Source organism: Nocardia otitidiscaviarum (assembly GCF_007362295.1).
GTDB classification, from domain to species: domain Bacteria; phylum Actinomycetota; class Actinomycetes; order Mycobacteriales; family Mycobacteriaceae; genus Nocardia; species Nocardia otitidiscaviarum.
Genome location: NZ_CP041695.1, coordinates 6,465,188 through 6,478,212 on the forward strand (window position 1 = coordinate 6,465,188; position 13,025 = coordinate 6,478,212).

The window sequence follows — 13,025 nt, forward strand, 5'->3', positions numbered from 1 at the left end:
AGTAGTAGTCAAAGAGAGTAGTGGGCGACTTCCGGCGCCTCGCGCGGGGGCGGTGTCGCGGTTCGCTCACACGCGGATGCGGAATTGCGTGATGCGCCAAGGGATGAACGCGCGAACACGTGTGGCCGGTATCTCCTTATGGCACAACGCAGATGCACACTCAATCGGTTCTGTCAACCCCCGCCGCCGCCTAGTTGTGGCCCTGACCTGCATCGTTGATCGCGCCGTTACCGAGTCGCATGTTAAACTGTGAACATCGAAAGGGGCACGGGACACATGATTTTTAAGGTCGGAGACACCGTCGTTTACCCCCACCACGGAGCGGCGCTGATCGAAGCTATCGAAACTCGCACCATCAAGGGTGTGCAGAAGGAGTATCTGGTCCTGAAGGTCGCACAGGGCGACCTCACCGTTCGGGTTCCCGCCGAGAACGCTGAATATGTCGGCGTTCGCGACGTGGTCGGTCAGGAAGGCCTCGATCGGGTCTTCCAGGTGTTGCGTGCTCCGCACACCGAGGAGCCGACCAACTGGTCTCGCCGCTACAAGGCCAACCTCGAGAAGCTCGCCTCCGGCGATGTGAACAAGGTTGCCGAGGTCGTTCGCGATCTGTGGCGTCGGGAGCAGGACCGCGGCCTCTCCGCTGGCGAGAAGCGGATGCTGGCCAAGGCCCGTCAGATCCTTGTCGGTGAATTGGCTCTCGCCGAGGGCACCGACGATGTCAAGGCCGAGACCCTGCTCGACGAGGTTCTCGCGGCGGCCTCCTGACAGTGAATACATCGCGCGACGGCCTTCGTGTCGTGGCGTTGGTGCCTGCCGCCGGCATGGGCGTTCGCCTTGGGGAATCACTCCCCAAGGCTTTCGTTCCGGTCGGCGGCAGTCCCATGCTCCGACTCGCCGTAGACGGTCTCATCGCCTCCGCGGTGGTGGACCACGTCGTGGTGATGGTCCCCGCCGAGCTGGTCGATGACGCTCGCCGACTGCTGCCCGCCTCGGGCGCGGTGGCGGTGAGCGTCGTGGTCGGTGGGGCCGAACGCACCGATTCCGTCCGGGCCGGTCTCGCGGCCGCGCCGGACGCCACCCATGTGCTCGTCCACGACGCGGCCCGTGCCCTCACGCCGCCGTCGCTGATCGCCCGCGTGGTGGCCGAACTGCGAGCGGGGCGGCGGGCCGTGGTGCCCGCGCTGCCGGTGTCCGACACGATCAAGTCGGTGGACGCGGCCGGAGAGGTGACCGGAACGCCGGACCGTTCCGCGCTGCGCGCGATTCAGACGCCGCAGGGCTTCGACGCGGCCCTGCTGCGCGACGCGTACGCGGGCGACACCCGGGCGACCGATGACGCCGGACTGGTGGAATTGCTGGGCGCGACCGTGCATACGGTGCCGGGCGACCCGCTGGCTTTCAAGATCACCACTCCCCTGGATCTCACGCTCGCCGATACCCTCGCGGCTCGGCAGGGCGCGACACGCCAGGATGGCCTTGGCCACAGAAGCCCCCTTGACATCTCTGCCAGCCCCCTTGACGTTGCGCGCGGCGCGCCCGACACACCGGGCGATCGGTCGGAATCATCCTCCGCGACGGTGCCGCGATGATCGATCCGACCGCCATGCGCGTGGGCATCGGCTCCGACGTGCACCCCATCGAACCCGGCCGCCCCTGCTGGATCGCCGGACTGCTCTTCGACGGTGACAGCGGCTGCGCCGGACACTCCGACGGCGATGTGGCCGCGCACGCGCTGTGCGACGCCCTGCTGTCGGCCGCCGGGCTCGGCGATGTGGGCGCGGTCTTCGGCGTCGGACGCCCCGAATGGGAGGGCGTCACCGGCGCGGCCATGCTGAAGGAGGTGCGGCGGCTGCTCGACGAGGCGGGCTACGGCATCGTCAACGCGGCCGTACAGGTCATCGGCAACCGGCCCAAGATCGGGCCGCGCCGCACGGAAGCGCAACAGGTGCTCGGCGATCTGCTCGGCGCGCCGGTCTCGGTGTCCGGGACCACCACCGACGGTCTGGGACTGACCGGACGCGGTGAGGGAATCGCCGCGGTCGCCACCGCCATGCTCTGTTGTCGTCCCTGACGCTCTCGGCCCTGGGATTCTCGGCTCCTCCGCCCGTAATCCGCAACCATTCACAAGCTAGGATGCCTTGTCGTGACTCTGCGCCTGTTCGACACCGAGACGCGGACCCTGCGTGACTTCACGCCGTTGGTCCCCGGCCATGCCTCGGTGTACCTGTGTGGCGCGACCGTGCAGGGTGAACCCCACATCGGCCACCTGCGCAGCAATGTCGCCTTCGACGTGCTGCGGCGCTGGCTCACCGCCAATGACTTCGATGTGGCCTTCATCCGCAATGTCACCGATATCGACGACAAGATCCTGACCAAGGCCGCCGAGGCCGGGCGGCCGTGGTGGGAGTGGGCCGCCACCTACGAGCGGGCCTTCGACAGCGCCTATGCCGCGCTCAATGTGCTGCCGCCGTCGGCGGAACCGCGGGCCACCGGGCACATCACCCAGATGGTCGAGCTCATGCAGCGGCTCATCGCGCGCGGGCACGCGTACGCCTCCGAGGGCAATGTCTACTTCGACGTGCTGAGCTTCCCCGAGTACGGGCGGCTGTCCGGGCACAAGCTCGACGATGTGCACCAGGGCGAGAGCGCCGGGACCGGCAAGCGGGACCCGCGTGACTTCACGCTGTGGAAGGCCGCCAAGCCGGGCGAGCCGAGCTGGCCGTCGCCGTGGGGGCCGGGGCGGCCGGGCTGGCATCTGGAATGCTCCGCCATGGCCGAGTACTACCTCGGGGGTGAATTCGACATCCATTGCGGTGGAATGGATCTCGTTTTCCCGCACCACGAGAACGAGATCGCCCAGTCACGGGCGGCCGGGGACGGTTTCGCCCGCTACTGGTTGCACAACCACTGGGTGACCATGGGCGGCGAGAAGATGTCCAAGTCACTGGGCAATACGCTGACCGTGGCCAAGGTGCTCGAACGGGTGGGCGTGCGGGCCGTGGAGCTGCGCTACTACCTCGGCAGTGCGCAGTATCGGTCGGTGCTGGAGTACTCCGATCAGGCGCTCGCCGAGGCCGCCGCCGGGTACCGGCGCATCGAATCGCTCATCCAGCGGGTGACCGAGCGGGCCGGGGAGGTGCCGGTCGGCACCTGGACCCCCGGATTCGCCGACGCGCTGAACGATGATCTGGCGGTGCCCAAGGCCCTCGCGGAGATCCACCGGCTGGTGCACGACGGCAACAAGACGCTCGACTCCGGAGATCTCGGTGCGGCCCGCGAGATCGCGAGCCAGCTGCGCGCCATGCTCGGCATCCTCGGTGTGGATCCGCTCGACCCGCACTGGGCCGCGCCCGCCGACGACACCGCCGCCATCGCCGCGCTCGACGTGCTGATCGGTGCGGAGCTGCGCCGACGCCAGGAGGCGAGGGCCGCCAAGGACTGGGCCACCGCGGACGCGGTGCGCGACCGGCTCGAAGCAGCGGGGGTGCAGGTCACCGACACGCCCGACGGGCCGGAATGGTCGCTCGCCGAGAAGGAACGGTGAGCGAGGGACCGACAGCCGACCGCGTGCCGGCCCGGTAGGTGCGGCCGTGCCGTGCGCCGAGCCGACCGCCACTGGCACGCGGTAAGACGAGACGGACGGCACGACCAGCTGGATGCGGAGACGCGGTGACGGTCGGCTCGGCGGATTCCCGGGGCAGCACTGCGGCGGTTGCCTGGGCGGCATCCACCACGGGGCGGAGCGGCCCGCGACGGATGCCGGAACGGCGGCCCCGCCTCGGGTGCCGGAACCGCGTCACCTCGGATGCCGGACCGGCCCCAGCGCAGGTGCCGGAACGGCCCTGCGGCGGGTACCGGAACAGCCCCGCGGCGGGTACCGGAACAGCCCCGCGGCGGGTACCGGAACGGCCCCACGGCGGGTGCCGGGTAACCGCGCTGCGGGTGCCGGGTAACCGCACGGAGCCCGGTAGCGGGATGATGGGGGGCGACAACGAGGACGAGGACCCGGTACGGGCTTGCACACGGCAGCCGGGCACAGCGGGACCGCGCCGGTGCGGTCGGCACGGACGATCGGGCGCGGGAGCACCGCATGACACGGAAGGCGAAGTGATGGCAGGCAATTCACAGCGGCGCGGCGCGGTCCGCAAGTCGGGCTCCAAGAAGGGCGCGGTGGTCGGATCCGGCGGCAAGCGGCGGCGGGCGCTGGAGGGGCGCGGCGCGACCCCGCCCGCGCATATGCGGACCAAGCACCCCGCGGCCAAGCGGGCGGCGGCCGCGGCCAAGGCGGCGCAGTCCCAGCAGCCGCGCGGCCGGGGCCCGGCGCGCGGCGGCAAGGGTGACGACGGTCCCGAACTGGTGCTGGGCCGCAACCCGGTGGTGGAGTGCCTGCGGGCCGGTGTTCCGGCCAGCGCCCTGTACGTGGCGCAGGGCACCGAGAACGACGACCGGCTCACCGAGGCGGTGCAGATCGCCGCCGACACCGGCATCTCCATCCTGGAGGTGCCGCGCACCGACCTGGACCGGATGAGCAGCAACGGCATGCACCAGGGCCTGGCCCTGCAGGTGCCGCCGTACCGCTATGCCCACCCGGACGATCTGGTGGACCGGGTCCGCGATTCCGGGGAGCCCGCGCTGCTGGTGGCCCTGGACAATATCTCCGACCCGCGCAATCTGGGCGCGGTGATCCGCTCGGTGGCCGCGTTCGGCGGCCAGGGCGTGGTGATCCCGCAGCGGCGCAGCGCCAGCGTCACGGCCGTGGCCTGGCGCACCAGTGCCGGTGCGGCCGCTCGCCTGCCCGTCGCCCGCGCCACCAATCTCACTCGCACCTTGAAGGATTGGGCCGCGCAGGGCTACCAGATCGTCGGCCTGGACGCGGGCGGCGACACCACCCTCGACGAATTCGACGGCACCGCACCGACGGTCGTGGTGGTCGGCTCCGAGGGCAAGGGGCTGTCGCGGCTGGTGCGCGAGAACTGCGATGCCATCCTGAGCATTCCCATGGCGGGGCCGGTCGAGTCGCTCAACGCCTCGGTTGCCGCGGGCGTCGTCCTCTCCGATATCGCCCGCCAGCGCCGCGGCTGATCCCCGTTCCGCGACCGGCCGGGGCAGTCCAGCGGCGGCAGCCCTGCATCGGCGACAACCCCACGTCGGCGACAACCCGCATCGGCGACAACCTCGCGTCGGCGACAACCCGCATCGGCGGCAGCCCCGCGTCGACGACAACCCCGCGTCGGCGACAGTCCCGAAGTGTGTGCGCCCGATATCCGCAGCCGCCCCTGCCCGCGAGCACGGTAGGGTCGTCTGCCGAATCTGGTTCGGGCACAGTGCTATCGGTCGCCGGGGCACGGAAAGCCGCTGTGTGACCGTATGGTTCGCGTGCCGACCGGTACGGCGGAGCGACGGTGGGACCGCGGCTGATCTCGCTGGTCGGGGCGGTATCCGCGCCTGCCGATCACCGGACCTCGATACCGGTCGCGCGGTCGGCGGCGGGGGCGGCGCGCCCGAGACGGCGCGTAAGTCAGCGGTTCCGGGGTCGGCGAACGTAAAATCAGCCGGTGGTCATCCAGAACCAGCCCATCGGACAGCCGGTCGAGCATCCACATGCGACGACGGTGTTGCTGCTCGGGACGCTGAGCGTGTTCTGCTGCGGCGCACTGGGTCCGGTGGCGTGGGCGCTGGGACGGCGGGCGCTCAACGACATCGAGGCGTCCGGGGGCGCGTTCGGCGGGCGCGTGCAGGTACTCGTCGGCTACGTGCTGGGGATCATCGGGACCATTCTCATGGTCTTCGTGGCGTTCCTGTTCCTGATGATGCTCATCGGCGGCGGCGACTGACGCGACACCGCCCGGTCCGTCAGTCCAGCCGGGGCTGATCGCGGTCGGTGAGCTGGTCACCGGTATCCCAGGACGGCCATTCGCCGCTCACCGAACCGGACCACTTGGGCTGGCGGCGGTCGCGCAGCGCGGCGATGCCCTCGCCGCCGTCGGCGGACCGAGCGACGAAACCGTTCAGATCCGTCTCCAGGCGGCCCACCGTCTCCGGGGTCATGCCCAGCCCCTCCCACAGCAGGCGCTTGGACAGCGCGGTCGGCAGCGGCGCCGATCCGTTCGCGATGTCGTGGGCGACGGCCAGCGCGGTGGGCAGCACCTCGCCACCGGGCAGGCTGTTGTTGGCCAGGCCGATGGCGGCGGCCTCCTCGCCGTCGAAGGTGCGGCCGGTGAGCAGGATGTCGGCGGCATGGGCCATACCGATCAGGCGCGGCAGCGTCCAGTGCGCGTAGCCGTCGGCGACCGCGCCGCGACGCACCTGGTTCAGGCCGTACACGGCGTCGCGGGCGACGTAGCGCAGATCGCATTGCAGGGCGATCTCCAGGCCGATGCCCACGGCGTGGCCGTTCACCGCGGCGATCACCGGTTTGCGGATCCGGAACGGCGCGGGATCGATACTGCCGCTGACCTCACCGACCTTGGCCGACAGGTCCGCGCCCGCGCAGAACGCGGGCGGCGTACCCGTGATGACCACCGCGCCGATGGCGTCCTCGGTATCGCAGCGCCGCAGCGCCGCACCCAGTTCCGCGGCCATGGCGGGGGTGAGCGCATTCTGCTGGGCGGGCCGGTTGAGCGTCAGGACTGCGACCCCGCCCGATACATCGACATGCAGATCCGAACTCATGCAGGGATCCTACGTGGTGGGCATTTGCCTTCGCTGGGCTCCGAACGAGGCTTTCGCCCTCATCGCAGGATCTTGCGGCCGATCGCGTACTTGTGCACCTCGGTGGGGCCGTCGTAGAGGCGGAAGGCGCGCATGTCGCGGAAGATCATCTCCACCACGGTCTCGTCGCTGATGCCGATGCCGCCGAGCACCTGGACGCAGCGGTCGGTGACCTTGAACAGTTCCTCGGAGACGTAGGACTTGGCGATGGAGCTCTCGTGGCGGGCCTTCTCGCCCTGGTCCATGAGCCAGCAGGCGTGCCAGATGGTGAGGCGGCACTGGTGCAGCGCGATCTCGTTGTCCGCCAGCATGAACGACACGCCCTGGTGCTCGCCGATGGGCTTGCCGAAGGCGGTGCGGGTCTTGGCGTAGTCGACGGCGATGGCCTGGGCGCGCTCGGCCGCGCCGAGCCAGCGCATGCAGTGGGTGAGCCGGGCGGGGGCCAGGCGCAGCTGGGCGTAGCGTAGGGCCTGACCGGTCTCACCGAGCACGGCGTCCTTGGGCAGCGTCAGATTGTCGAAGCGCACCACCGCGTGGCCGCCGACGTAGTTGCGGTCCATGGTGTTCATGACCCGCTCGATGACGATGCCCGGGGTGTCGCCCTCGGTGAGGAACAGGGTCGGCCCCTCGGGCAGGTAGGGGTTGGCGGCCAGGCGCGCCATGATGATCCAGGTCTTCGCGCCGTCCGCGCCGGTGATCAGCCACTTGGTGCCGTTGACGGTGAAGTTCTCGCCGTCGAAGGTGGCCTCGGTGGCCAGCTGGTTCGGGTCCGAGCCCGCGCCGCCCGGTTCGGTCATGGCGAAGACGGAGCGCTGGTGGCCGTCGATGACCGGCTGCAGGTAGCGCTTGGTCTGCTCGGGGTCGGCGACCTTGGAGAGCAGGAACATATTGCCCTCGTCGGGGGCGGCGCAGTTCATGGCGACCGGGCCGAGCGTCGACCAACCGGCCGCCTCGTAGAGCACCGCCTGCTCGATGTGCGAGAGCCCGCGCCCGCCCAGTTCGACCGGGGCCTGAATGGTGAGCAGTCGCTCGGCCCGAGCCAGCTCCACCAGCTCCTGGCGCAGCTCGTCGGTCGGTCCGTGCGCGGTCAGCCGTGGATCGCGTTCGAAGGGCACGATCTTGTCGATGACGAACTGCCGTACCCGATCGCGTTCGGCGGCGAGCTCGGCAGGAATCGCGAAGTCGATCATCGTTGGTCACCATTCACTCTGGGATGCGTGAGCCGAGCATACGACGACCCCTCGGCCAGACTGAAGGCACCCGCCCGCAGAACGCTCGATCGGTGAGCGCGGTGGCTACCGGGCGCGGTGCTCGTACAGCGCACCCGCCGCCACACCGAGCGCCATGCCGACACCGATCCCCAAGGCGAGATTGCCGGTCAGCAGACCGAAGGCCGCGCCCAGGCACAGGCCGAGAGACAGTCCGAATGCCGTCCGGGTGCCCTGCGGGCGATTCGCGCCGTCACCGTTCTCGCTCATGTCCCGATTGTCCATGACGTGATCATGATTCGGACGGGTCCAGAACGGCGCGGAGGAAACGCTCGACCTCGGCGCGGTAGGCGGCGGGCTGATCGTCGTGCACCAGGTGACCGGCGTCGGGGACGACGATGTGGCGGGCGTTCGGGTGGACCGCGGCCATCTCCCGCATCTGGCCCGGCGGCGTGATGGTGTGCTCGCCCTCGATGAGCAAAGCCGGGACCGTGATCGAGCGCCACTCGGACCAGAAATCGCGACCGCCCCACTCCTCGGAGATGTCACGGAAGGTGTCGACCGCGCCGTGCAGGCGGTAGCCGTCGGGGCCGCGCGTGAAGGAGTTCATGAAGTAGCGACCGGCGACCGGCCCGAAGTGGTCGAGCATGGCGGCGTCGTCCGGGAACGGCTGCGGCCAGGCGGCGATCATGGCGGCCCAGTTCGCGGCGGTGCGCCCGCGGAAATCGGGGGCGATGTCCTCCACCACGAGCGCACGTACCCGCTCGGGATGGGTGGCGGCGAAAACCCAGCCGTGCAGCGCGCCCATCGAATGCCCGATGACCACCATGGGCTCGGAAACCGGGGCGGTGGCGGCGGCCAGATCGGCCACGAACGCCTCGGTGGTGAGCTCCGCCGGTGCCGGACGGCCGTGCCCGGCGGCATCGAAGGTGTACACGTGCCCGAACTCGCGCAGCCAGTCCAGCTGACCCCGCCAGGTGCGGGCGCTGCCCATCAAACCGTGCAGCAGCAGGATCGGTGCCCCCGTGCCGCCTTCGTCGTACAACATCACCGCGACCATACGTGCCGGATCACGGGGGGGTGAACAAGCGCCGGACCCGACAGCCTGTTTCGCGCGACGCGGGCAACTCGTCGGGCACGCCCGACACGGATGCGGCACAGGTCGCGGGCGCGCGCGTGAAACGGTCGACGGCTCTCAGCCGTGCGCTGAAGACACGGAGAAGGGGACGGGCCTACTCTCGCGGTATGGCAGTCGTGAAGATCAATGCAATCGAGATCCCTGAGGGCGCGGGCCCGGAGCTGGAGAAGCGGTTCGCCGCGCGGGCGCACGCGGTGGAGAACTCACCGGGTTTCCTGGGATTCCAGCTGCTGCGGCCGACCGCCGGGGAGAACCGGTACTTCGTTGTCACACAGTGGGATTCGGAGGAGTCGTTCGCGGCGTGGCGGGACGGCCCGGCGCGCGAGGCGCATGCGGGCGAGGCACGCAAGCCGGTCGCCACCGGGGCCTCGCTGCTGGAGTTCGAGGTGGTGCTCGATGTGGCGGGCAAGAACGCCTGATCACACCCGCTGTTGACGGTCGGTCGGCGAGGATGCGACAGTTCTGGGTGAACAATGCGATGGTGACGCGTAACCCGGTGTGATTCCGGGGCGGTCGCGCCACTGTAATCCTCGCACCGAGCCTTCGAGGCGGGTGCCGGAGAGCCAGACACCGGCACCGTCGCACCCATCTCGACGGGGACGCGGAATCCCCGAAGGAGGCTCGAATGGCCATCGTCCACTCCCCCGGCCGGGCCGGTGACGCGCTCAACGCGTGGCTCGTCACGGCAGGTGTCGTCCTTCTCGCACTGCTCACGCTGTACCTGGTCGGCTTCGATCAGGGCGCGATCTCCCGCACCGGGATGTTCATGCACGAGCTCATGCACGACGGCCGACACCTGCTGGGCGTCCCATGCCACTGAGCGGTTCCCTGAAAACCCTCCTCCTACGGGGCCTACTGGCCGGACTCATCGCGGGTCTGCTGGCGGGCACCGTCGGTTTCCTCATCGGGGAACCCAAGGTGGAGGCGGCCATCGCCATCGAGGAAGCCCAGTCGGCGCAGCCGCACGGCGACGGGGGCGGCCATACACACGGCGACGAGGAGGAAGCGCTCGTCAGCCGCACCGGCCAGCAGTTCGGACAGTTCCTCGCGCTCGGCCTGACCGGGATGGCGCTGGGCGCGATCTACGCGGCCGTCGCCAATGTGGCGCGGCGGCATACGAATGCATCGGGTCCGCGACTGGCGCTCGGGCTGGCCGCCGGTGGCTGGCTCGCGCTCGTCGCGGTGCCGTTCTTCAAATATCCCGCCAACCCACCCGCCGTGGGCGATCCGGAGACCATCAACGACCGCACCTGGCTGTGGGTCGCGGTGGTGCTGCTGGGGTTCGCGGCCGTCGGTGTCGCCGTGTACGTGTTCGAGCTGCTGCGGGGTCGGCTCGAAACGGTGCGGCTCATCGGCGCGACGGCGGCCTTCGTGGCCATTGTGGCCGTCGGCTATATCGCGCTGCCCGGTGTGAACGAGGTGGCCGACGATTTCCCGGCGTCGCTGCTGTGGGAGTTCCGGGTGGCGTCGCTGTCCGTGACCACCACGCTGTGGGTGGCGCTCGGGCTGGCGTTCGCGGCCCTGACCGAATTCGCGAGCCGCGCACAGGTTCGCGAGATCGCCGAGCCCGCCCGGTAATTCGAGGACCGGCGCGGACCGCCGGAGGTACGGCCGAGGGGCGGTGTCCGAAGACACCGCCCCTCGGCGCGTACGGGCCGTTCAGGAGTCGAACGAGGCGGCCAGTTCGATGGTGTCCACACCGGCGAGCGCCTTGCTCACCGGGCAACCGGCCTTGGCCGCCTCGGCGGCGGCGAGGAAACCGTCGGCGTCGATGCCCTCGGCCCGGCCGACGACCGTCAGCTTGATATTGGCGATCCGGAAACCGCCCGCCGGGTCCGGGCCCAGCGTCACATCGGCGGTGACGTCCAGGGCCTGCGGGGTGCCGCCGGCCCGGCCGATCTCGGCGGAGAGCGCCATGGCGTAGCAGGACGAGTGCGCGGCGGCGATCAGCTCCTCCGGGCTGGTGGTGCCGTCGGCGCTGTCGGCCGAGCGCTTCGGGAACGACACGTCGTACTTGCCGACGCCGGAGCTGCTCAGCTCGACCTGGCCCGAGCCGTCCTGCAGACCGCCGGTCCAGGCGGTACGCGCGGTACGTGTAGGCATCACTGTCCTTTCAGGATTCGAAGGCTTACGGGTTCGAACCTATACCGCTGTGCCGATTCGTGAGTCGCGGTAGCCGACGATCGTTGCGTTCACCCCGGATTCGTCACCCTGGCCAGCACGATGCCGCCGATGATGAGCGCGAGCGCGAGCATCCGGCCCACGCTGAGCGGGTCCTTCTGGATGAGCACACCCAGACCGATCGCGCCCACCGCGCCGATACCGGTGAAGATCGCGTATGAGGTGCCGACCGGCAGCGTCCGCATGGCGTAGGACAACAGCCAGACCGCGACCGCCATGAGCGCCAGGCAGATGATGGTGGGCACCGGCCTGGTGAAGTTCTGCGTCGGTTTGATGGACTGCGACCAGGCGATCTCCACCAGTCCGGCCGCAACCAGTACCAGCCAGGCCATGTCAGTACTCCTTGCCGAGTCGGCGGGCGGTCTCCAGGGCGGCGGCGTAGGAGGCGTCGTGCTTGTCGCGCAGGTGCGCCAGCGCCGGGTCCTGGCGGGAGTTGGCCAGTTCGGCGGTGATGAACACGGCGTCTTCGACGGCGAAGTGTCCCGCGAAGAAGTCACGCAGATAACGCTCCTGGTAGTCGAACCTCTCCTTGGGCGCACCCGGCGAGTACGCGCCGCCGCGGGCGGTGGCGACCACGAAGCGCCTGGGAGCCAAGGACATTCGCGGGAAGGTGATCTGGTCGAGCCATGCTTTGAGGCTCGCCGGAATCGAATAGTTGTACATGGGCGTCCCGATGAGCACCACATCGGCGGCGCGCACCTCGGCGAGCAGCGGTTCGACGATCGCCCAGGCCGCGCGCTGCGCGGGCGTCTCGGCCAGCTCCGCGAGCCGGTCCAGATCGGTGTTGCCGTGCGCGAGTACGCGGTCGCAGAGCTCGGTCCAGCCCTCCCCGATGAACGGCACCGGCTCGGCCGCGAGGTCGCGGTAACGGTAGTCGCCGTCGGGGTGTTCGGCTCGCCAGGCGTCGGCGAAGGCCGCACCGAGTTCGCGGCTGATGGCGGTGCGGCGGGCGGAAGCGTCGAGGTGCAGTAGCGCGGGCATGATTTCCTACCTCCAAAGTGGACACTATGTCCGTTTGCTTGGACAGTAGGATACAACCGGACGTTGTGTCCACTTATTCCGGAGGATACGGTGATCGGCATGAATCCAGCGGCCCGTGATCTGCTCGCCACCGCGACATCGGCATCCGCGCCGGTGGAACGGGCCGATGCCGCCCGCAACCGCGCCAAGATCCTGGCCGCGGCCGCCGACCTCTTCGCCGACCGCGACCCACGTACGGTCACCATGGACGAAGTGGCCAAGGCCGCCGGAGTCGGCCGCGGCACGCTGTACCGCCGCTACCCGGACATCGGGTCCATCGCCGTCGCACTGCTCGACGAGCACGAACGCGAACTGCAAGAGCAACTGCTGCGCGGGGAACCCCCACTGGGGCCGGGTGCCCCGCCCGCCGATCGGCTCGCGGCCTTCTACGGTGCCTTCGTCGAACTGCTGGACCGCCACGCCCACCTCGTGCTGGGAGCCGAGACCGGCAGCGCCCGCTTCGCCTCCGGCGCGTACCGGTTCTGGCGCACCCATATTCGAGCACTGCTGGCCGAAGCACAGGTGCCCGAAACCGATGCGCTCATCGAGCCACTGCTCGCGCCGCTGGCGGCCGAGGTCTACCTCGAGCAGCGGGCGCACGGACTCACCGGTACGCAGATCACCGCGGCCCTGTCCCACCTCGCCCACGCCGTCCTCGCCGAACGGACCTGACCGCCCACGCCGCCGCGTAACCCAGACTCCGACCGCCCACACGTAACCACGCCCGAACCATCCACGTCGCCCCCACCGGATACGCCACGGTCGCC

Annotated in this window: 16 protein-coding genes and 1 pseudogene; 10 read left to right on the forward strand and 7 right to left on the reverse strand. The window is 69.9% G+C overall.

Annotated features, from left to right (window positions below; genetic code table 11):
* The first annotated feature begins 276 nt into the window (after positions 1-276).
* The 6 genes and pseudogenes from carD to FOH10_RS29025 all read left to right on the forward strand — a co-directional run bounded on the left by carD (position 277) and on the right by FOH10_RS29025 (position 5,834).
* Entirely contained in the window at positions 277-765 is a 489-nt protein-coding gene (carD, locus tag FOH10_RS29000) for an RNA polymerase-binding transcription factor CarD (RefSeq protein ID WP_019931623.1), read from the forward strand.
* 56 nt (positions 766-821) lie between these two features.
* Positions 822-1,442: pseudogene (gene ispD, locus FOH10_RS29005) on the forward strand (2-C-methyl-D-erythritol 4-phosphate cytidylyltransferase); the annotation flags it as partial.
* Between the two features lie 161 nt (positions 1,443-1,603).
* Positions 1,604-2,071: a 2-C-methyl-D-erythritol 2,4-cyclodiphosphate synthase gene (gene ispF, locus FOH10_RS29010; RefSeq protein WP_143984383.1), complete on the forward strand. Its 468-nt coding sequence runs from the start codon at positions 1,604-1,606 to the stop codon at positions 2,069-2,071.
* Positions 2,072-2,143: 72 nt separating this feature from the next.
* A complete protein-coding gene (gene cysS, locus FOH10_RS29015; RefSeq protein ID WP_143983064.1) occupies positions 2,144-3,544 on the forward strand; it encodes a cysteine--tRNA ligase in 1,401 nt (466 codons plus the stop codon).
* 566 nt (positions 3,545-4,110) lie between these two features.
* The gene (gene rlmB, locus FOH10_RS29020) at positions 4,111-5,082 is read left to right on the forward strand and encodes a 23S rRNA (guanosine(2251)-2'-O)-methyltransferase RlmB (RefSeq protein WP_143983065.1); all 972 of its coding nucleotides are present in this window, start codon (positions 4,111-4,113) and stop codon (positions 5,080-5,082) included.
* Between the two features lie 473 nt (positions 5,083-5,555).
* The gene (locus FOH10_RS29025) at positions 5,556-5,834 is read left to right on the forward strand and encodes a hypothetical protein (RefSeq protein WP_029925243.1); all 279 of its coding nucleotides are present in this window, start codon (positions 5,556-5,558) and stop codon (positions 5,832-5,834) included.
* A 19-nt stretch (positions 5,835-5,853) separates the two neighbouring features.
* Here FOH10_RS29025 and FOH10_RS29030 read toward each other — a convergent pair whose 3' ends face one another.
* From FOH10_RS29030 to FOH10_RS29045, 4 genes are all read right to left on the reverse strand, one after another.
* Positions 5,854-6,672 (reverse strand): enoyl-CoA hydratase/isomerase family protein, encoded by an 819-nt coding sequence (locus FOH10_RS29030; protein ID WP_039808979.1) that lies wholly within the window; start codon positions 6,670-6,672, stop codon positions 5,854-5,856.
* A 59-nt stretch (positions 6,673-6,731) separates the two neighbouring features.
* On the reverse strand, positions 6,732-7,901 hold the full coding sequence (locus FOH10_RS29035) for an acyl-CoA dehydrogenase family protein (RefSeq protein WP_143983066.1): 1,170 nt from the start codon (positions 7,899-7,901) through the stop codon (positions 6,732-6,734).
* Positions 7,902-8,006: 105 nt separating this feature from the next.
* On the reverse strand, positions 8,007-8,204 hold the full coding sequence (locus FOH10_RS29040; RefSeq protein WP_039808975.1) for a glycine zipper domain-containing protein: 198 nt from the start codon (positions 8,202-8,204) through the stop codon (positions 8,007-8,009).
* Between the two features lie 7 nt (positions 8,205-8,211).
* Positions 8,212-8,967, reverse strand: a complete 756-nt coding sequence (locus FOH10_RS29045; RefSeq protein ID WP_143983067.1) for an alpha/beta fold hydrolase — start codon at positions 8,965-8,967, stop codon at positions 8,212-8,214.
* Positions 8,968-9,164: 197 nt separating this feature from the next.
* Here FOH10_RS29045 and FOH10_RS29050 point away from each other — a divergent pair, with 197 nt between their 5' ends.
* From FOH10_RS29050 to FOH10_RS29060, 3 genes are all read left to right on the forward strand, one after another.
* Entirely contained in the window at positions 9,165-9,476 is a 312-nt protein-coding gene (locus tag FOH10_RS29050) for an antibiotic biosynthesis monooxygenase family protein (RefSeq protein WP_029925234.1), read from the forward strand.
* Positions 9,477-9,682: 206 nt separating this feature from the next.
* Complete coding sequence (locus FOH10_RS29055; protein WP_029925233.1) at positions 9,683-9,877, forward strand: CbtB domain-containing protein; 195 nt, start codon at positions 9,683-9,685, stop codon at positions 9,875-9,877.
* Positions 9,868-10,635 carry a CbtA family protein gene (locus tag FOH10_RS29060; protein ID WP_143983068.1) on the forward strand — a complete coding sequence of 256 codons (768 nt, stop codon included), beginning with the start codon at positions 9,868-9,870 and terminating at the stop codon, positions 10,633-10,635. Before FOH10_RS29055 ends, FOH10_RS29060 begins: the two co-directional genes overlap by 10 nt.
* 81 nt (positions 10,636-10,716) lie before the next feature.
* Here FOH10_RS29060 and FOH10_RS29065 read toward each other — a convergent pair whose 3' ends face one another.
* The 3 genes from FOH10_RS29065 to FOH10_RS29075 all read right to left on the reverse strand — a co-directional run bounded on the left by FOH10_RS29065 (position 10,717) and on the right by FOH10_RS29075 (position 12,219).
* Complete coding sequence (locus FOH10_RS29065) at positions 10,717-11,160, reverse strand: OsmC family peroxiredoxin (protein WP_143983069.1); 444 nt, start codon at positions 11,158-11,160, stop codon at positions 10,717-10,719.
* An 89-nt stretch (positions 11,161-11,249) separates the two neighbouring features.
* Positions 11,250-11,570 (reverse strand): DMT family transporter, encoded by a 321-nt coding sequence (locus FOH10_RS29070; protein ID WP_143983070.1) that lies wholly within the window; start codon positions 11,568-11,570, stop codon positions 11,250-11,252.
* Position 11,571: 1 nt separating this feature from the next.
* Entirely contained in the window at positions 11,572-12,219 is a 648-nt protein-coding gene (locus FOH10_RS29075) for an FMN-dependent NADH-azoreductase (protein WP_143983071.1), read from the reverse strand.
* 99 nt (positions 12,220-12,318) lie between these two features.
* Here FOH10_RS29075 and FOH10_RS29080 point away from each other — a divergent pair, with 99 nt between their 5' ends.
* The gene (locus FOH10_RS29080) at positions 12,319-12,930 is read left to right on the forward strand and encodes a TetR/AcrR family transcriptional regulator (protein ID WP_143983072.1); all 612 of its coding nucleotides are present in this window, start codon (positions 12,319-12,321) and stop codon (positions 12,928-12,930) included.
* Positions 12,931-13,025: the final 95 nt, after the last annotated feature.